An 18,094-nucleotide genomic window follows, 5' to 3' on the forward strand; every position below is an offset into this window, starting at 1 on the left:
GATACAGCGATCGGTTGACACAGTTCAGCCGTTGATTAGGAAAGGGCCAGACGTCGTTGGCATACGTCTGATGGTCGATGCAGATTTAACGAATTGGTGCTGATGATGAAGACGATACGCTATGCTTTTTGGGCCATTGTTGGGCTGATCCTCATTCTAATCGGGCTGGCCAACCGTGATTTCGTCACGCTGCGTGCAATGCCCGAACCGGTGAGCGACTTGCTGGGCGTATCGCCGGATATCAGCCTGCCCATGTTTGTCGTGATTCTTCTGGGTGTCGGTGCCGGTCTGTTAATTGGCTTTTTCTGGGAGTGGATCCGCGAGCACCGCATCCGTGCCGATGCGCGTCGCAAGGCCCGCGAAGTAGAGACTTTGCGCCGCGAAGTGGAGCAGTTGCGGGGCGCTGCCGCTAGAGCGCAAAGCGATGACGACGTGCTGGCCCTGCTTGAAAAAACGGGCTGATGCACTCTGACATCCGTGTGAAGATTTGCGGATTGCGTGACGCCGCAATGGTGGCCAGTGCCGTGCAGGCTGGCGCCGCTTACGTTGGTCTCGTTTTCTTTCCCAAATCACCGCGCCATGTGTCGATAGAAGAGGCGAGATCGGCGGTCGTTGATGTGCCGCCGGGCATTGCAAAGGTCGCGCTGGTCGTCGATGCGGATGATACATCGCTTGACGCGATCGTCGGCGGTGTGCCTTTGGATATGCTGCAATTACATGGTGCGGAAACACCGGAGCGTGTCGCTGAGATCAAGGCGCGCTATGGGCTGCCGGTGATGAAGGCGGTAGGTGTTGCCGGATCCGAGGACATGGCGCAGCTTGATATCTATGCCGATGTGGCCGATCAGCTTTTGATGGATGCAAAGCCCCCAAGAAATGCCGCCCTGCCGGGTGGCAATGGGTTGGCGTTTGACTGGCGTCTCATCGCGGGTCGCAAGTGGAGCGTGCCATGGATGCTGGCTGGTGGACTAAATGTGGGCAACGTTGCAGAGGCGATTGAACGCACCGGAGCACGACAGGTTGACGTATCATCCGGAGTGGAAAGCGCACCCGGTGTGAAAGACCCGCAGCGCATGGCGGACTTTGTTGCGTCCGCGCGCGCCCAAGAACCTTAGATAAGGTTCTTTCGAAAAAAATCTTCTAGAAGATTTTTCCCCAAAGGCTTAACACCCGAACAGACCCGACGGACGAGGATGACCAAAGATGGCAAACGATCTTTTCAATAGTTTCATGACAGGACCCGATGAAAAGGGCCGCTTTGGCGACTTTGGTGGCCGGTTCGTGTCGGAAACACTTATGCCACTGATCCTTGAGCTTGAGGAACAGTATGAAAATGCAAAAACCGACGACAGCTTCTGGGCCGAGATGCACGATTTGTGGACCCACTATGTTGGCCGCCCAAGCCCGCTATATTTTGCCGAACGCCTCACCGATCATCTTGGCGGCGCAAAAATCTATCTCAAGCGGGATGAGTTGAACCATACCGGCGCCCACAAGATCAATAATGTGCTGGGACAGATCATTCTTGCCCGCCGCATGGGCAAGACGCGCATTATTGCCGAAACCGGTGCAGGCCAGCATGGCGTGGCGACTGCAACCGTCTGCGCAAAATTTGGCCTGAAATGCGTTGTCTATATGGGCGCACATGACGTTGAGCGTCAGGCACCCAATGTGTTTCGGATGCGCCTGCTAGGCGCCGAGGTCGTCCCTGTCACATCAGGCCGCGGCACCCTGAAGGATGCAATGAACGATGCGCTGCGTGATTGGGTTACCAATGTGCGCGACACGTTTTATTGCATCGGAACGGTTGCAGGTCCGCACCCTTATCCTGCGATGGTCCGTGATTTTCAATCCATCATAGGCAAGGAAACGAAAGAACAGATGATGTCTGCGGAAGGGCGCCTGCCCGACACGTTGATCGCGGCCATTGGTGGCGGCTCGAATGCCATGGGGCTGTTCTATCCCTTTCTGGACGACAAGGATGTGAATATCATCGGGGTCGAGGCCGGAGGCAAGGGCGTCAACCAGAAGATGGAACATTGCGCATCCCTGACTGGCGGCAGACCCGGTGTCCTGCATGGCAATCGCACCTACCTTTTGCAGGATGATGATGGCCAGATCCTGGAAGGGTTTTCGATCTCGGCTGGCCTTGACTACCCTGGCATCGGACCGGAACACGCATGGTTGCATGAAATCGGCAGGGCCCAATATGTGGCCATCACCGACAAGGAGGCACTGGAGGCGTTTCAGCTCAGTTGTGCGCTGGAGGGTATTATTCCGGCTCTTGAGCCGTCACACGCGCTTGCGCACGTCATGAAGATCGCACCCGATCTGCCCAAGGACCACCTGCTGGTCATGAACATGTGTGGTCGCGGTGACAAGGATATCTTCACTGTGGCCAAGCATCTGGGTTTTGACATGTCTGGTGCCTGAATCAGGTGCCGAGAAGCGCATAAACTTTGGTTTAGGCGGCGCTGAATAAACCCGGAGCCAATGGTTTGATAATCCATTGCGCGGCAATGCTAGTCTTCACAGGCCGCGTTGTGCGTCCTGAACATCAAGAGGATAGACCATGAAAAAATTGCTCCTTTCCACTACCGCAGTCTTGGGGGTGACCGCGTCCGCCGGCTATGCGCAATCTATTGCGGACCAGGTCGTGAGCGAATTGCAGTCGCGCGGATTCGAACGCATTGAGGTGGTCAACGGCCCGCGCCGCGTGAAGGTGGAGGCCTTTCTGAGAGGCCAGAAACTCGAAGTGACCTATGATGCTGCCACCGGTGAAATACTCGAGAGCGAAGTCGAACGTGCCAGCGGTGACGATGACACATCACCAGGGGTCTTTGTCCGCAATTCAAACGATGATGATGACGAGTCTGACGACGACGACGAAGATGATGAAGACGACGACGACGAAGATGACGAAGATGACGAAGATGACGATCGTAAGGGGCGTGATCGGGATCGTGACCGGGATCGTGATCGTGACGATGAAGATGACGACGAAGACGACGAAGATGACGACGAGGATGACGATGACGACGATGACGAGGATGATGACGAAGATGATGACGACGACGAAGATGATGATGACGAAGACGACGAAGACGACGACTAATCGTTCATCCATCCTGTGCTTGTAGTATCGCAGGCAGCGGGGAATTCATGCTGAAACGATTGTTCATAATACTTTTACTTATTGGGGCACCGCATCTTGCGGTGGCCCAATCCGTCGAAGATCAGGTGGTCCGGCAGCTAGAGGACCAGGGCTTTCGTGACATCAAGGTGAACCGGACATTTTTGGGGCGGCTAAGATTTACCGCAGAACGGTCCGACCTTTACCGGGAGTTGGTGATTGCACCGCAGACCGGCGAAATTCTACGTGACTATATGCGCAATAAAGATGACGACGATCGTCGTCCACGCATTCTTGCACCGCGAAGGTCGGATTATGACAGGCCATCACGTCGCGACAGTGGACGGTCGTCCTCCGAGAGTTCAGGTCGCGATGACGATAGGGACGACGAACGGGATGATGATGACGACGATGACGATGATGAAGATGATGACGACGATGACGATGATGACGACGACGATGATGACGATGACGACGATGATGATGATGACGATGACTAATCGTTTTCGCCAAATCTATGAGTAGTCGTTTTTGATCGGTCGCTGGTACATTCTTGCGATTGTTCTGGTGCAGCTTGTCTGCGCCATCTTCTTCCTGTCGCGCATTTTGTCCTCGATCCTTGGGTTCGCGCCCTTTCAGTGGCAAGTTTACGAGCTTATCGAAATTGGTGCGGCACTTGGGCTGGTTCTGGGGGCGGTGCTGGGCATGATGGCCTTGCGCAAAACCATAGCACGCAATAGCCGCGTTGAAGATCAGTTGCGCCTTGCATCAGGGGCTTTCATGGACGTGGTGGAAGAGAGATTTACGGAATGGGCTCTCACCCCCGCCGAACGGGATGTGGCGCTTTTTGCGATCAAAGGCATGTCAACAACCGAAATTGCCTGCCTGCGGGATGTGAGCGAGGGAACAGTGAAAGCCCAGACAAATGCCATCTATCGTAAGGCGGGGGTCTCGGGTCGGACGCAATTGCTAAGCCTGTTTGTCGAAGACCTGATTGGCGACGCCCTCGCGGCACCTCAGATTTGACAGGCCAGATCGCAGTATATCGGGACGTCGAGGCGGCTACAGTGCATCTGTTCCGTCGATCAGCCCTTCGCGCAGTGCAAAGGCAATAAGTTGCGCCACCGAATGCACGCCGATTTTCTGCATCATGTTGGTGCGGTGTCGATCAACGGTTTTTGCACTGATGCCAAGGGTTTCGGCGATCTCCTTGTTGCTGCGCCCGGCGACCACAAGGTTCAGGGTCTGACGTTCGCGGTCGGTCAGGCTGACCGCAGGCGGGCTGCTGTCAAGACTGTCAACAACATGCTGCGACACATGCCGCCCGCCGCGCAGGATCAGGGGCAGGGTCGCGTAAAGCTCATCGTTTTCGGTCGCCTTCGAAAAGATGCCATCGACTCCGGCGTCAATCAATTCTGACAGTTTACCCACCGAAGAAATGCCCGTCAGCACGACGATCTTTGTGTCGACCGACCAGCGCCGGGCCTCCAGCAAGACTTCTGTTCCCCCCGCAAAGGGCATTTGCACATCAAGCAGCAACAAATGCGGGCGATGCTGGCGCAGGCAGGCGATGGCCTCCAACCCGTTTGCGGCTTCTGCGACAACGTCAATGCCGCCCGGTTCGATGAGGCCCGGTGTGGTCAGGGCTGCGCGCAAGCCCGCGCGTACAATTGCATGGTCATCAGCAATAACACAGGTAAAGGTCCGCACGTGGGTCACTCGCTTGCAAAGGGCTGCCGCATCATTGAACGCAGTGTTGCCAAATTTTCTGTCTTTTGCATAACCTGACAGCAAAGCGCCTTGCGAAAAACCCCGGATGCCAGCTTTTGTGCCCATGGCTGCAACAAGGAACAGGTGAATGATGAAGCAATTTTTGTATCTTGCCCTGCCTTGCGCGATCCTGCCGCAACCCTTGAGCGCGCAGCAGGGGCCGATTGCCGCGACCTCTGTGGAAGTGGACGCATGGGTGGCGGCAGATGGAAATACCGACGCACGTCTTGACCGCACAGAGTTCGAAGTGTTCGTGCGCGCCATGGCAGAGACCGGTCAAACCACGGCGCGCCAGATCAGGATGTTTGGCGCGTTCGGCTTTGCCTTTGGCATTGCCGACAAGGACAATGATGGCTTCGTCTCCCCCGGGGAACTGCGGGCGGCAGACGACAACCACCGCGACCGGAACTGAGGTCAATCCCCCATTTTGCCGCTGACCTCTTGTCAGATCGGGCAGAACATCGCCTGATGGCAGGATCGACGTTTTGAGGAGTGGTCCCTTGTTTGACGTAGTCCGCCGGTTGAGAGCCGCACTGACTTGTTTGCTTGCGCTTGCCGCCTTCGCGGCCCCGGCGTTTGCCGACAGTTTTGCCGTCTCGCCAGCCAAGTCCGAACATGATCTGACACCTGCGCTACGCTATGCCTCCGGCACCGCCGCAGATCCTGTCGATATGGTTGCCCGTTACGGTCAGGGGGCTTTTTCCGAAGTGCTGGAGGTGTCACCCTACGCTGCCAATCATGCGCCAGAGGCATGGGCGGCGGTAGAACTTAACGCCACGGAAATTGTCGCCGGGCGACTGGTTCTGAACGCGCCGCTGGTCAGTGAGGTTGATCTTTATCTTGCAGGTGACGGCCCGCTTGAAAATGTGCTGAGCTATTCGGTCTTTCGACCGTTTCTGGCCGTCCAGCACACAGCAGGGCGTCTGCAATCGCAGCCGCTGGCGCTTTTGCCCGGTGAGCGCGTGCTTGTGCTGGCCCATGTCAAGTTTGGCCCCTTGCAGCAGTTGGACGTCAGGTTCGAGCAGGCCGATGCGACAGCCCAAAAGGCCGTCCAAAGCGTGGCCCTGACTGCGGCTTTCTATGCCTTTGCCTTGGCCAGTATCCTTGTCTTTGTTGCGCTTTTCGCGGCCCTGCGCGACTGGATGAGTCTGCTTTACGCGTTGATGTTCTTTGTCGGGCTGGGCTTGCTGGCCTTTCTTGACGGGCTGCTTTTTCGGTTCCTGTACCCAAATACGCCCGGCATCCAGTCGGCTGTTGGGTTTTTCCTGCTATTCACGCTGGCGGGGTCCGGTTTTTTGCTGGCCGGGCAGGGGTTTCGTGCCGGCAACCGCGTCATTTGGGCGCGATGGTGTGCCGTACTTGCGGGGCTCTGTGGCTTTGGGTTTGCGATTTCATTGGTGTCGCCCGGCACGTATGTTGCTGCGGCTGCCTATCTGTTGCTTGCGCTGATGTGCGTGGCCGTGCTGGTGGCGACCCGTATTACCAACGCAACCCATGCCTCAAATTTTGCGGTCGGGCGTCTCTTTAGTTTTCTGGCTCTGACGGGGCTGATGCTTTTGCTTGTCCCGCTTCTTGTGCCCGCACTGCCGCAGATCGTGGGTAGCTTGTCCGCGCTCAAAGGCGTCTACCTGATCCTGGTGTTGGGCGCGCTGGCCAATTTTGTCGCCAAAGTGCTAATCACCCGGCGGACCCAAGAGGCGGCCACCGCCGCCGAACTTGCAGCCCTGGCCCGCGAGGCAGAACTGAACAAGGCGTTGTTCACGTCAGAACAAAACTATGCAACGGCCCGTGCCAAGGCGCAGGAACGCACGCGGCAACTGGCCAATGCCAGCCATGATCTGCGCCAGCCCCTGATGTCGCTGGGCATGACCGTCGATAGCCTTGCCGCCCGCGTCGACCCCGAAACGCGCGGGCAACTGCGCGAGGCGTTCAGCTACATTACGTCCCTGTCCGAAAGCTATCTTGATAATGCGACTGACGCACCGCCAGAGCAGGAAAACGAACGCTATGAGGTCGGACTGATCCTGCAAACGGTGCAGCAGATGTTTCAGCAAGAGGCGGCAAAAAAGGGTCTGCGCCTGCGGATGGTGACAAGTACCTATCAGACACGGATTCCACCCATGGCTCTGATGCGGATCACCAGCAATCTGGTGTCCAACGCGATCAAATACACCGATGCGGGCGGCGTCCTGATGGGCCTGTGCCGCAGGGGCGGCATGGCGACCCTTTGCGTTGTCGATACCGGGCCGGGCCTGTCAGAGGAGGAATTCGGGCGGTTTCAGCAAGAGGGCGAAAAGGGCCCGACATCAGACGGGCACGGTTTGGGGTTGGCTGTCTGTTTTAGTTTGGCGCAGGAAAATGGCATCAGCCTGTCCATGACTGCGCAGCCCGGCCATGGCACTGCATTCATGCTGGCGCTTGAGGCCTGACGCCGGGCCAATTGGGGGATCGGCCCCATAACAACAGACCCGCTGCTTTCGTAGTTTGATGACAGAACACCGGCACACTGCCGGACTGCAACAAACACGAAAAGGACGACGATCATGGGCTGGTTTTCATCGGATAGCATTCACGAAACAATCAAGAAATATGGCTGGAGCAGCACCGCTGACGGCGGGTCCGGCAACGACAAGATTTACGGCTACAGCGTCGACAAGAACACGCTTTATGGCGGGTCCGGCAGTGACTACATCGAAGGCTGGGGCGCGCGAAACTACCTCTATGGCGGGTCCGGGTCGGACACAATCAAGGGCAAGGGTGTTTACAACTACCTCAAGGGCGGCACCGGCAGCGACAAGATTTATGGCTATGGCACCACCAACAAACTGTACGGTGAAAGCGGCTATGACAGTCTTTATGGCTACGGCGCCTACAACTATCTCAGCGGGGGCGATCACAATGACACGCTCAAAGGGTATGGCGCGCGCAATGTCCTTTACGGCGGCAACGATCAGGACCGCCTGTACGGCTATGGGGCCAGCAATGACCTGAATGGCGGAAGCGGCCACGACAAGCTGTATGGTTACGGCGCTGACAACGACATGTCCGGCGACAGTGGCAATGACTATTTGTACGCCAGCGGCGCCAGCAACCGGATGCAGGGTGGCACCGGGGACGACACGATGATCGGCAAGGGTGCCTACAACCACATGCGTGGCGACTCCGGCCATGACCGGATCGAGGCGCACGGCATCACCAACATCGCCTATGGCGGCACCGGGAATGATACCATTCTGGGCATTGGCGGCACCAACACCCTTTATGGTGACAGCGGCAATGACCGCATCGAAGGGATCGGCGGCATCAACACGGCCAAGGGCGGCACCGGCGACGACACGATGATTGCCAAGGGTGGGGTGAATACCTTTTCTGGCGAGGACGGCAACGACCGCATTGAAGCAACCGGCGGCGTCAACACCCTGTTTGGTCAGGATGGTAATGATACGCTGATCGCCAAGGGCGGCACGAATACGGTGCGCGGTGGCGCTGGCCATGACACGATCATGGCCAGCGGTGGCATCAATACCGTGCTGGGTGACAGCGGCAATGACCACATCGCAGCGACAGGTGGCGTCAATACAGTGTCGGGCGGCACGGGCAATGACGTGTTGCGTGGCATTGGTGGCGTGAACACTTTCATGGGTGGTGACGGTGATGATGTGATGGAGTCCGCAGGCGGTGCCAACGTCATGTTTGGTGGCGCGGGGAACGATATGATGACAGCCGCATCCGTTCTGGTGACGGCGCAATCGGGCGAAGCAGGCAACGACACGATGATTGCCATCTCGACCGGCAACAGCCAGTGGGGCGGCGCGGGTGCGGATATCCTGCTCGGGATCGGCGGCACCAATTTGCAGTGGGGTGGTACAGGCGATGATGTGCTGGCTGCGGGTGGCAACACCAATGTGCAGTTCGGCGACGAGGGCGATGATGATCTGTTCGCGCTGGGCATGACCAACCTGCAATTCGGCGGTGATGATAGCGACCTGCTGGTGGCCATCGGGTCGCAGAACATCCAGCACGGGGGCAAGGCCGGAGACGTGCTTGTCGGTGCCGGTAGCATGAATGTGCAAATTGGCGCTGAAGGTGATGATTGGCTGATCGGCGCAGGCAGCGGCAATATTCAGTTTGGCGCGCATATCTGGTCGGCCATCCCGGACGATTTCGCAATCGGGGATATTGATATCGACGCAATGCGCGACCGGGTGGAAGAATTCCTTGACGTTTCGGCTAACGACGATGGCGATAACGTCCTTCTGGCGGGTGGCTACGGTAATTTGCAGGTCGGCGGTGCAGCGCAGGACATCATGATTGGCGGCGGGCGTGGCAATATCCAGACCGGTGGCGCAGGAAACGATTTTCTGATTGGTGGCGGTCAGGGCATCATGCAATCGGGCGGCGCGGGAACCGATGTGATGCTGGGATTGGGCCAACTTGCCGTGCAGTCCGGCGGGGCAGACGGTGACGTGATGGTTGGCGTCAAATTGTCCGATAGTTTGGGCATTCAGTCCCAGTTTGGCGGCACCGGCGGCGACCTGATGGTGTCTCAGGGTGAGTTGATTGCGGACGCCAGGGATGCGTGGTCCGATCTGGCACAGGCCCTGAAAGATACGGCTGAGGATACAATCGACACCGACCAAACTGAAGAGGAGCAAAGCGCGCAGGAACAAGCTGAATTGGCCCAGGCTGCCAAAGACGCAATCATTGAAGCGCTGCCCACGTCGCTGAACCTGCAATTCGCGGGCGATGGCAACGATCTGTTCCATGTGGGCGGCGATCTGGGCTTTCAGATGGGCGAAGGCGGCGATGATATCTTTTTGGGTGGCGGCAGCCTGAACTTGGCCCTTGGCGGGACGGGCAGCGACCTGATGTTGTCAATGGGTGATGCGGTGAATTTCGCCTTTGGTCAGGACGGCACCGACTGGATGATTGACGCAAGTGCGTTTGTTGATCTTTTCACATCGGCGATTTTGCCCGATGTGCTTGATTATGACCTGTCAGCGACCTTTGACTCCGCATTGTTTGCGCCTCTGCGTGCCATTGCCGAGTTCACCGACACGGTGAAAGATACATTGGGCGCGCTGAACCCGCTGGATGATATTGTTGACGCAGCCATGCAGGCCGTGGAACCCATCGCTGACGCGGTGACAGAGGCGACCTCTGAGCTTCGTTCAATGCTGGACTATGACGCGGTTCAGATGTTTGGCGGCACGGGCGATGACATTCTGTCAGCCGATGGTGACATGGTCGGCGGTTTGGGCGCGGATACATATCTGTTCACCTTTGGTGCAGACGCCACGGTGGACGAAGCCGGGCTGGATGCCTTGCGGGACGCCGCACGCCTGCTTGATCTGGCCGAAGGGAAGATCGACGCCGTGACCGGTGCCGCCGGTGGTGACGATACGATTGAGTTGCGCAATGCGGGCTCTGCTGATGGCGCAGACCTGCGGTTTTGGGTTGATGGCGGATCCGATCTGGTGATCCTGAACAGCGGCGCCGAACTGCGGATCAAGAACATGTCGCAAGCCGACACCATGATCGAGACTCTGATCGTGCGCGACGGGGACACAGGCCAGTCATTCGACCTGGCTGCGGCCTTCCTTGATGGTGCCTTCACCGCAGGCTCTGCCCTGGGGGCGGTTAATGCTGGCGCAGTTGATCTTTCAGACTATGCGACGGGCACTGTGACGCGTTTTGCAACCGACGATCAATTCGCCGCAGCCTTTGAAGGCTGGTTGGAAACGATTGCAGATGTCACAGGCAATATCCCTGTCGTCGGCGATCATCTGACCCGCGCGGTGGACAGTGTCGATACGCTGCTTGACCTTGACGTGACGCTGCCGGTTGACGCCTTCGACTTTGTCTAAGGTCGGTTGAGCGAACCCAAAAGGGGGGGGGGTGCATGTGCAGCAACCGCCCCTTTTTTGCGTCATGCCTCATGGCGTTAATCGGGTGCGAGAGCCAATTGGGGGATCGACCCCACAGACCCGTGCCCACCCCGGTCGTAAGTTGGGTCCAGAACAGCGGCAGTCGCCGAAAATGTTTGAAAATAACCGATCTGGCTGCAACCGCCAATCTTTCGGCGGTCGGCCCACAGCAAGTGAAATTTATAAAGAGGGTAATCACATGACCAAGAAGATCAAATTCGCAACGGCAACAGTCATCATTTGCGGACTTTCCGCCTGTGGCGGTGGATCGGGCGACTCGCTCGTTGACCGGCAACAGGTCTTTGACATCAAAATCGGCAATGATGATCTGGCATTTGATCCCAATACCGGCGTCCTGACTCTGGATGGGGAAGAGATTGGCGACAGAACCGACCGGGCCATTGCCGCGCTTGGGGATGCGAAAATCACAAACCGGGTCAATACGCCAATCTTTGCGGCCGTCGCGCAAAACTCGGATGTTTTTGCTGCGACCTTTCAAAATTTCGACCCCGACGATCAGGCGAAGGGCACCATATATGGTCGCCGGGGCGAAGCGGATCTGCCTTCGTCGGGTGAAGCGACCTACACCGGCAATTACGCAGGCCTCAGCGTCAGAGCCCCTGACAGTGCAACCCCTGCCATCTCTGCGGGTGTGACGGGTGTGGCAGTTTTCACCGCAGACTTCAGCGGTATGACGATGGACGGTGAAATTACCGGACGTACTGTTGTCGCACCCAATGGGGTGCCCTTCGCCAATGCGGTTGGGGCAGAGGATGTCGTCCTGGAAATCACGGATTTGGGTGCGGACGGGCGCTTTAGTGGCAGCGCCTCGGGCGGAGAATTTACACAAATCGGTGCGACGTTTGAAGGCAGTGCAGGGGAATACGAAGGATTTATCGGCAGAAACTTTGGTGGGTCAGACACATCGGTTGCTGGTGCCTTCTCGATGGATCATGAAAAAAGCGACGGCAATATCTATCGCGAGACAGGTGTTTTTGTCGCAAATTGAACGCAAACATGGCCCGCGCAGCACAACAGGCTGCGCGGAACAGAGTTTTGGCAAGGCAAAGGACCAACGACAGCAGTTCCCGAAATGGCAGGCCACAACAGCGCCTCTTTTTCTTGCGTGAGTTGCCACGCGCTGCATAATCGGCCTAAAGGCGAGGATGGCTAGATGATAAGAACTCTGTTTTTGATAATTTCATTGGCTGTTTTCCTGCCAGATCTTGCCGTTGCGGCAAAACGTGCGGGGCTGATCATCGGCAATGACAATTACGCGCACGTTCCAATGCTGGAAAAGGCGCGCAATGATGCGCGGGCCGTGTCAGATACGCTTTCGGGGCTGGGGTTTGATGTGACTGTCATTCTTGACGCCGACCGCCGCGAAATGAACCGCGCCATCGCCACCTTTACCGGCCAATTGCAGCCCGGTGACACGGCACTGGTATTTTTCGCCGGTCACGGGGTCGAGATTGACGGCGAAAACTATCTGCTTCCGGTGGACATCGAGGCTCCGGATACGGCGAATGAGGACTTTATCAAGTTTGAAAGCATCGGCCTGTCCGACGTGCTGTTGCGCGTGCAAAATACAGGCGCGCGCACCACGCTGATGTTTATTGACGCCTGCCGCGACAATCCGTTTGCCGCGACAGCAGGGCGGAATATCGGTGGCTCGCGCGGACTGGCGCGCGTTACGGCGCCCGAAGGCACATTTGTCGTCTTTTCCGCAGGCGCGCAGCAGCAGGCGCTGGACCGGCTTAACGGGCCGGACTCTGACCCCAATTCGGTTTTTACCCGGACATTGTTGCCAAGATTAACGCAACCCAATCTGGAATTGCGCGAACTGATCTCGGAGGTGCGGCTTGAAGTCCGCGACCTTGCCTTGAAGCAAAACCACCAACAATTCCCCGCCTATTATGATGAATTGCTAGGGAAATTCTATTTCAACTCGGATGGGGGTGAAGCGTTACCAGCAACCCCGGTTGTCGAACAAGTGCCGACCGCAGACCCCGCCGGTGAAGCGTTGCGGGCCGATTTCGCGCGTGCGCGCTCCTTGGGGTCTGTCGTGGCCTACGAGGCGTTTTTGGAAAAGCACAAAGACAAAAGCGACCTTCTGATCGTCATCGCCATAAGAGAACTTGATCGTCTGCGCGACGATGACAACCCAGTGGAGACCGAAGCAGAGGAGGTTGCAACCCCTCCTGAAATTCCGGCGGTCCCGCAAAAGGAAATCATCCGGCAAAGCCAGCAGCGGCTGAACGCGCTGGGTTGCGCGGCAGGCCAGGCAGATGGGGTGGTGGGGCCACGCACGCGGCGTGCGTTTCGCGCCTTTGTCAATGAAAGTGGCGCAAAAATTGCCCTTTCAGCACTCGGAACCCAGGAAGCACTGGACCTGTTGAACGCGGCAGACGGAACGGTTTGCACACAAGCTGCGGTGCAGACCCGACCGGCACCGTCGGCCCCTCGCGCGCGCTCTTTGACCGGAACATGGTCGTTTGTGTCGAAATGCCCGCTTTTTGTCTCGTCTGTCGGCAGCACGACCTACCGGTCGCAGGGCGGCAATAATTATTCTGTGGTGACGCGCGACGACCTTGGCAATGTCGGGCGGGGGACGACAACAGATGTCGGCGATGGCACCCTGCAGGTGCGTATTGTTTGGCAGAATGGCGTGCGCGACAACTACCGTGCTGTCCTCAGCAGCGATCGGCGCAGAATTAGTGGCACGAATGTCTTGGGCTGCCGTTTTACCGCAACAAGATAAGAACGGCTGTTTCGAGCTTGGTGGATAGTCTATGACCCTGTTTGTGGTTTGACAGTCGGTCGGCTGGGTCTACCTCTCCGATAAGGCTCCGCCGACACCAAACCAAGAGGCACGCTATGTTCCGTATCCTTCTGATTGCCGTTTCATTCCTTTTCAGTACGCAGGCGGCAGCCATTGACACTGACGCGCCCTTCGATTCAATCGACGGCGGCACCTTGTCGATTGCGCAATGGCAGGGACAACCCGTGCTTGTGGTGAACACTGCCTCGCAATGCGCGTTTACGCGGCAATATCGGGGGCTACAGGACCTTTATGACCGCTACCGCGCGCAGGGGCTGGTGGTGCTTGCCGTGCCCTCCGACGATTTCAATCAAGAGCTTGCGACCGAAACAGAGGTCAAGGAATTCTGCGAACTACAGTATGGTATCGACATGCCAATGACGACAATCACCCATGTCAAAGGCGAAGAGGCGCACCCGCTTTATGCATCGCTGCGGCAAGAGCTTGGCTTTATCCCGCGCTGGAATTTCAACAAGGTTTTGATCGACGGCAACGGCGCAGTTGTTGAAACGTTCGGCTCTCGGGTTACACCGGATTCCGCACAGATCGTCGACCTGATCGAAGCGCTTTTGAATTAGCGGCCTGTTGTGTGACGGGCGTTGAAAATACCCGCATCACCGCTACCTTCCGTCGATGTCGCAAAAACAACCTGATGCACGGGCTATTCCCGTACCGTCCCGCCGCCTTTCACGGCTTGGCCAATTGGGGACCATGACGGCTAGCATAGCTGGCAACATGGCGTTGAACGGTGTTGCACAGCTGGGCCGGGGGCAGCGCCCGTCAATGCAAGGATTGTTGCTGAACCCTTCCAATGTCCGCCGGGTTGCAGATCAGTTGGCCAAGATGCGCGGGGCCGCCATGAAAGTCGGTCAACTGATGTCGATGGACACGGGTGAATTCCTTCCGCCCGAGCTGGCGCAGATCATGGCCCGTCTGCGGGACGATGCGCACTTCATGCCGCCTGCGCAATTGAAACAGGTGCTCAACAAGCAATGGCCGGACCGCTGGCTGGGGGCGTTCAAAAACTTCGATGTGCGGCCCATTGCAGCGGCCTCTATCGGGCAGGTCCACAAGGCACGTCTGAAAGACGGGCGCGAACTGGCGATCAAAGTGCAATATCCGGGGGTCGCCAAAAGCATCGACAGCGATGTCGCCAATGTGGGCGCGTTGATACGGATGTCCGGTCTGCTTCCAAAAGGGTTTGCGTTGTCCCCCTATCTTGAGGAAGGTCGCAAGCAACTCCACGAGGAAACCGACTATACCCGCGAGGCGGCGCAACTTGCCCGGTTTGGGGCGCTTTTGTCCAAGGAACCCGCATTTGTCGTGCCAGATGTCCATCATGATTGGAGCACGCCTGAAATTCTGGCCATGGGTTTTGTGCCGGGCCTGCCAATCGAGCAGGCGGCAAACGAAACGCAGGAGACGCGCGACAGGATCGCCACCCGTTTGATCGATCTTGCATTGAAAGAGCTTTTTGTCTTTGGCGTCATGCAGACCGATCCCAACTTCGCCAACTATTTGTACCAACCTCAAACGGATCGCATTGTATTGCTCGATTTCGGCGCAACCCGCGATATTGATCCGGTGATTGCCGAACGCTACCGCAAACTCATGCGGGCAGGGCTTTCAAATGACACAGTGGCCATGATGCAGACCGCGGCAGAAATCGGTTTCATCGGTTCGGGCACAACCGACAGGCAGCGAAGTCGCATCGAGCGTATGATGCGTGGGATCTTTGATGCGTTGCGAGACAAGGCGTTGTTTGATTTTGCAGATTCGACATTGTCGCAGCAGATGCAGGCCGAAGGGATGGCGCTGGCTGAAGATGGTTTTGTGCCACCGCCATTGCCGATAGATGTGCTCTTGCTTCAGCGGAAACTGGGTGGCCTGTTCCTGTTGGCGGCCCGCCTGAAAGCAAAGGTGGATGTGTTGTCACTGCTTGCCCGCCATCTGGAACCGGCACCGTGAGGATTGGCTGCCAGGACCAAGAGAATCTTTGGATCGGGAACAGTCAGACGGGGGCCCTGCCCACGAGAGATCGAACCGACGCACCTGTTTTGCTGCGCCACCGTGCCTGATCAGTGATTCGCGACGAATCGGTCGCGGCGGTCAAAAAGCGGTGCAAGGCGCCCTATGGAACATGGCGATTCGTTGAAGAAGATGGCGAATTGCAACTCTGTCGCACAGAACCACCTATGGCTGTATCGGGCGGCTCAGGTCTGACGCAGGGGAAAGTTTTTCTGTCCGACAGAACGGCTGGTCAGGCACGGTCTTTTTACAAAAGCAACGCCAGGCGACACAAACAGGATTCGGAACATGGGAATTGGGTGGATTCAGTAATTACAACACAATATCAATATGTTATCTATTTTAATTGGGGCCATCACCCAACGCGCCCTCATGCGGGAACATTGGCTTGAGACACCTTTCATCAGCGGTGAACGCTGCAGGGCAGATGCAGCGAAGAGCACAGTTTTTGAACAGAAACGCTTGTCAGCGGGTTTCACTTGTCACACAATCGCAGAGGATCACAGGCGATTGGCTGTGCCGAAACTGGCTCACCGGTCATCGGCGCGACGCTCAATCGCCTGTTTGCATCTAAAAAACCGAAGTCGACTTCTGCCTCGGGAGGGGGCGGGAGCACGATAGTTCCTTGGGAGGAAACATGACCGATACCGTAAACCGCAGAAAGTTTCTGCGCGGATCAGCTGTTGCTGGTGCCGCAGCCTTGGCGACCCCGGCGATTGCCGAAGGGCACACCACAACCTTGAAAATGCAGGCCGCTTGGGGCGGCGGTATTTTCCTTGAAAACGCGCAGTCTTATGTCGATCGCGTGCACGCCATGGCTGGTGATGCGCTGAAGATTGACCTGCTCGCCGTCGACTCGGTTGTCAAAACAAGCCAGATGCAAGACGCGGTTCACCGCGGCGTTCTGGATGCTGCACATTATGTGCCTGCTTACTGGTATTCAAAATCCAAGACAGCATCCCTGTTCGGCACCGGCCCCTGCTTTGGCTGGTCGTCGCAGGAAGTGCTGGGTTGGGTCAACTATGGCGGCGGACAAGAGCTGTTTGACGAACTGATGGGCAGCCTTGGCCTGAATGTTGTGTCATTCTTCAATTCGCCAATGCCCGCCCAGCCGCTTGGCTGGTTCAAAGAGCAGATCACAAATGTGTCGCAGATGAACGGCCTCAAGTACCGCACCGTGGGTCTGGCTGCTGACGTTCTGCTGGAAATGGGCATGTCCGTTGTGCAGTTGCCCGGTGGTGAAATCCAGCCTGCAATGAAGTCAGGCTTGATTGACGCGGCCGAATTTAACAACCCGACGTCTGACCGTGACTTTGGTATGCAGGATGTGTCGAAAGACTATCACCTTGCGTCGTTCCACCAGTCGCAGGAATTCTTTGAGGTTACCTTCAACAAGCGCAAGTTCGAAAGCCTGCCTGCTGAACTGCAAGCGATTCTGAAGTACGCATCGGAAGCGGAAAACTCCAACTTCTACTGGCACAACACCAAGCGTTATGCGGACGATCTTGTCACGCTGCAAGAAGAGCAGGGCGTCAAGGTCCACCGCACACCTGATGACGTTATGGCGGCCCAGTTGGAGGCATGGGATGTGGTTGTTGACCGGATCTCTGGCGAGGATGAATTCTTTGCCCGCGTGATTGAGAGCCAAAAGGCCTACGCCAAGAACGTCATGGGCTATCTCAACCTGAACCAGCCTGACTATAAGCTGGCATACAACCACTACTTCGCCTGATCATCAGGAAATGAAAACGCCGGGGGCCCACAGAAGGCCCCCGGTTTTTATGCATATTGGGGAGGCACCGCAGGTGACCAAATTCGTTCATGCAGTTGAAGGGCTTAGCCTTTGGGTTGGCCGCGCCTTTGGGTGGTGCATCCTGATTTTGACGCTGTCAGTGTCCTACGAGGTCTTTGTCCGCTATGTGCTGAACGCGCCTACGGTCTGGGCTTTCGACATGATGGTCCAGATGTATGGTGCCTTGTTCCTGATGGCAGGTCCCTATGCACTGGCACAGGACAGCCACGTGCGCGGCGATGTCGTCTACCGTCTCTTTTCCGTGAAATGGCAAGCACGCGTGGATTTCCTGCTGTATCTGCTTTTCTTCTTTCCGGGTATTCTGGCCCTGTTCTGGTACGGCTGGGAAATCGCATCGGACAGCTGGCGCTACAAGGAAGTCAGCTGGAACAGCCCCGCCCGTATCCAGATTTATTTCTTCAAGACACTCATCCCGCTGGCGGGAGGGCTGTTGCTGTTGCAGGGCCTGGCAGAACTTGTCCGCTGCTGGAATGCAATGCGGACAGGTGTCTGGATGGAACGTCTGGATGATGTGCGTGAAACAGAAGACATGCTGATGCACATGGATGACGTGTCTATCCCCGGCATCACCCCCAGCGACAAATAAGCGACTTCGCTTCAAT

16 protein-coding genes are annotated in these 18,094 nt (G+C 57.1%); 15 read left to right on the plus strand and 1 reads right to left on the minus strand.

All coding sequences use genetic code 11. The annotated features are described in order from the left end of the window. Positions 1-102: 102 nt before the first annotated feature. The 6 genes from C8N45_RS00945 to C8N45_RS00970 all read left to right on the plus strand — a co-directional run bounded on the left by C8N45_RS00945 (position 103) and on the right by C8N45_RS00970 (position 4,159). On the plus strand, positions 103-462 hold the full coding sequence (locus C8N45_RS00945) for a LapA family protein (protein WP_375342454.1): 360 nt from the start codon (positions 103-105) through the stop codon (positions 460-462). Continuing rightward, the gene (locus C8N45_RS00950; protein WP_108384358.1) at positions 462-1,115 is read left to right on the plus strand and encodes a phosphoribosylanthranilate isomerase; all 654 of its coding nucleotides are present in this window, start codon (positions 462-464) and stop codon (positions 1,113-1,115) included. The genes C8N45_RS00945 and C8N45_RS00950 overlap by 1 nt, the downstream gene beginning before the upstream one ends. A gap of 88 nt (positions 1,116-1,203) precedes the next feature. Beyond that, positions 1,204-2,433 (plus strand): tryptophan synthase subunit beta, encoded by a 1,230-nt coding sequence (gene trpB / locus C8N45_RS00955; RefSeq protein WP_108384359.1) that lies wholly within the window; start codon positions 1,204-1,206, stop codon positions 2,431-2,433. A 139-nt stretch (positions 2,434-2,572) separates the two neighbouring features. Next, entirely contained in the window at positions 2,573-3,115 is a 543-nt protein-coding gene (locus C8N45_RS23380; protein WP_108384360.1) for a PepSY domain-containing protein, read from the plus strand. Between the two features lie 47 nt (positions 3,116-3,162). Further along, on the plus strand, positions 3,163-3,633 hold the full coding sequence (locus tag C8N45_RS23385; RefSeq protein WP_245882509.1) for a hypothetical protein: 471 nt from the start codon (positions 3,163-3,165) through the stop codon (positions 3,631-3,633). A gap of 31 nt (positions 3,634-3,664) precedes the next feature. Beyond that, entirely contained in the window at positions 3,665-4,159 is a 495-nt protein-coding gene (locus C8N45_RS00970; RefSeq protein ID WP_108384361.1) for a helix-turn-helix transcriptional regulator, read from the plus strand. Positions 4,160-4,195: 36 nt separating this feature from the next. Here the strand turns inward: C8N45_RS00970 and C8N45_RS00975 are convergent, their stop codons facing one another. Continuing rightward, positions 4,196-4,969, minus strand: coding sequence for a response regulator transcription factor (locus C8N45_RS00975; protein WP_108384362.1), 774 nt, complete (start codon positions 4,967-4,969; stop codon positions 4,196-4,198). A gap of 22 nt (positions 4,970-4,991) precedes the next feature. Between C8N45_RS00975 and C8N45_RS00980 the strand changes: the two genes are divergently transcribed. The 9 genes from C8N45_RS00980 to C8N45_RS01025 all read left to right on the plus strand — a co-directional run bounded on the left by C8N45_RS00980 (position 4,992) and on the right by C8N45_RS01025 (position 18,078). Then, a complete protein-coding gene (locus C8N45_RS00980; RefSeq protein WP_108384363.1) occupies positions 4,992-5,315 on the plus strand; it encodes an EF-hand domain-containing protein in 324 nt (107 codons plus the stop codon). A gap of 88 nt (positions 5,316-5,403) precedes the next feature. Continuing rightward, on the plus strand, positions 5,404-7,332 hold the full coding sequence (locus C8N45_RS00985) for a sensor histidine kinase (protein ID WP_133175915.1): 1,929 nt from the start codon (positions 5,404-5,406) through the stop codon (positions 7,330-7,332). A 114-nt stretch (positions 7,333-7,446) separates the two neighbouring features. Next, entirely contained in the window at positions 7,447-10,770 is a 3,324-nt protein-coding gene (locus C8N45_RS00990; RefSeq protein WP_108384365.1) for a calcium-binding protein, read from the plus strand. A 259-nt stretch (positions 10,771-11,029) separates the two neighbouring features. After that, positions 11,030-11,839, plus strand: coding sequence for a hypothetical protein (locus tag C8N45_RS00995; protein WP_133175916.1), 810 nt, complete (start codon positions 11,030-11,032; stop codon positions 11,837-11,839). A gap of 165 nt (positions 11,840-12,004) precedes the next feature. Further along, positions 12,005-13,591, plus strand: coding sequence for a caspase family protein (locus C8N45_RS01000; RefSeq protein WP_108384367.1), 1,587 nt, complete (start codon positions 12,005-12,007; stop codon positions 13,589-13,591). 116 nt (positions 13,592-13,707) lie between these two features. Beyond that, the gene (locus tag C8N45_RS01005) at positions 13,708-14,229 is read left to right on the plus strand and encodes a glutathione peroxidase (RefSeq protein ID WP_108384368.1); all 522 of its coding nucleotides are present in this window, start codon (positions 13,708-13,710) and stop codon (positions 14,227-14,229) included. 55 nt (positions 14,230-14,284) lie between these two features. Continuing rightward, complete coding sequence (locus tag C8N45_RS01010) at positions 14,285-15,619, plus strand: ABC1 kinase family protein (RefSeq protein ID WP_108384369.1); 1,335 nt, start codon at positions 14,285-14,287, stop codon at positions 15,617-15,619. 697 nt (positions 15,620-16,316) lie between these two features. Further along, positions 16,317-17,411 carry a TRAP transporter substrate-binding protein gene (locus C8N45_RS01020; RefSeq protein ID WP_108384371.1) on the plus strand — a complete coding sequence of 365 codons (1,095 nt, stop codon included), beginning with the start codon at positions 16,317-16,319 and terminating at the stop codon, positions 17,409-17,411. A 73-nt stretch (positions 17,412-17,484) separates the two neighbouring features. Beyond that, positions 17,485-18,078, plus strand: a complete 594-nt coding sequence (locus C8N45_RS01025; protein ID WP_108385077.1) for a TRAP transporter small permease subunit — start codon at positions 17,485-17,487, stop codon at positions 18,076-18,078. The last annotated feature ends 16 nt before the right edge of the window (positions 18,079-18,094 follow it).

It is taken from the genome of Yoonia sediminilitoris, assembly GCF_003058085.1.
Classification (GTDB): domain Bacteria; phylum Pseudomonadota; class Alphaproteobacteria; order Rhodobacterales; family Rhodobacteraceae; genus Yoonia; species Yoonia sediminilitoris.

Bases quoted from the DNA above. Each gene is read 5' to 3' on its own strand.
- C8N45_RS00945 (WP_375342454.1), top strand. From the start codon at position 103: ATGATGAAGACGATACGCTATGCTTTTTGGGCCATTGTTGGGCTGATC.
- C8N45_RS00950 (WP_108384358.1), top strand. From the start codon at position 462: ATGCACTCTGACATCCGTGTGAAGATTTGCGGATTGCGTGACGCCGCA.
- trpB (WP_108384359.1), top strand. From the start codon at position 1,204: ATGGCAAACGATCTTTTCAATAGTTTCATGACAGGACCCGATGAAAAG.
- C8N45_RS23380 (WP_108384360.1), top strand. From the start codon at position 2,573: ATGAAAAAATTGCTCCTTTCCACTACCGCAGTCTTGGGGGTGACCGCG.
- C8N45_RS23385 (WP_245882509.1), top strand. From the start codon at position 3,163: ATGCTGAAACGATTGTTCATAATACTTTTACTTATTGGGGCACCGCAT.
- C8N45_RS00975 (WP_108384362.1), bottom strand. From the start codon at position 4,969: ATGGGCACAAAAGCTGGCATCCGGGGTTTTTCGCAAGGCGCTTTGCTG.
- C8N45_RS00980 (WP_108384363.1), top strand. From the start codon at position 4,992: ATGATGAAGCAATTTTTGTATCTTGCCCTGCCTTGCGCGATCCTGCCG.
- C8N45_RS00990 (WP_108384365.1), top strand. From the start codon at position 7,447: ATGGGCTGGTTTTCATCGGATAGCATTCACGAAACAATCAAGAAATAT.
- C8N45_RS00995 (WP_133175916.1), top strand. From the start codon at position 11,030: ATGACCAAGAAGATCAAATTCGCAACGGCAACAGTCATCATTTGCGGA.
- C8N45_RS01000 (WP_108384367.1), top strand. From the start codon at position 12,005: ATGATAAGAACTCTGTTTTTGATAATTTCATTGGCTGTTTTCCTGCCA.
- C8N45_RS01005 (WP_108384368.1), top strand. From the start codon at position 13,708: ATGTTCCGTATCCTTCTGATTGCCGTTTCATTCCTTTTCAGTACGCAG.
- C8N45_RS01010 (WP_108384369.1), top strand. From the start codon at position 14,285: ATGTCGCAAAAACAACCTGATGCACGGGCTATTCCCGTACCGTCCCGC.
- C8N45_RS01020 (WP_108384371.1), top strand. From the start codon at position 16,317: ATGACCGATACCGTAAACCGCAGAAAGTTTCTGCGCGGATCAGCTGTT.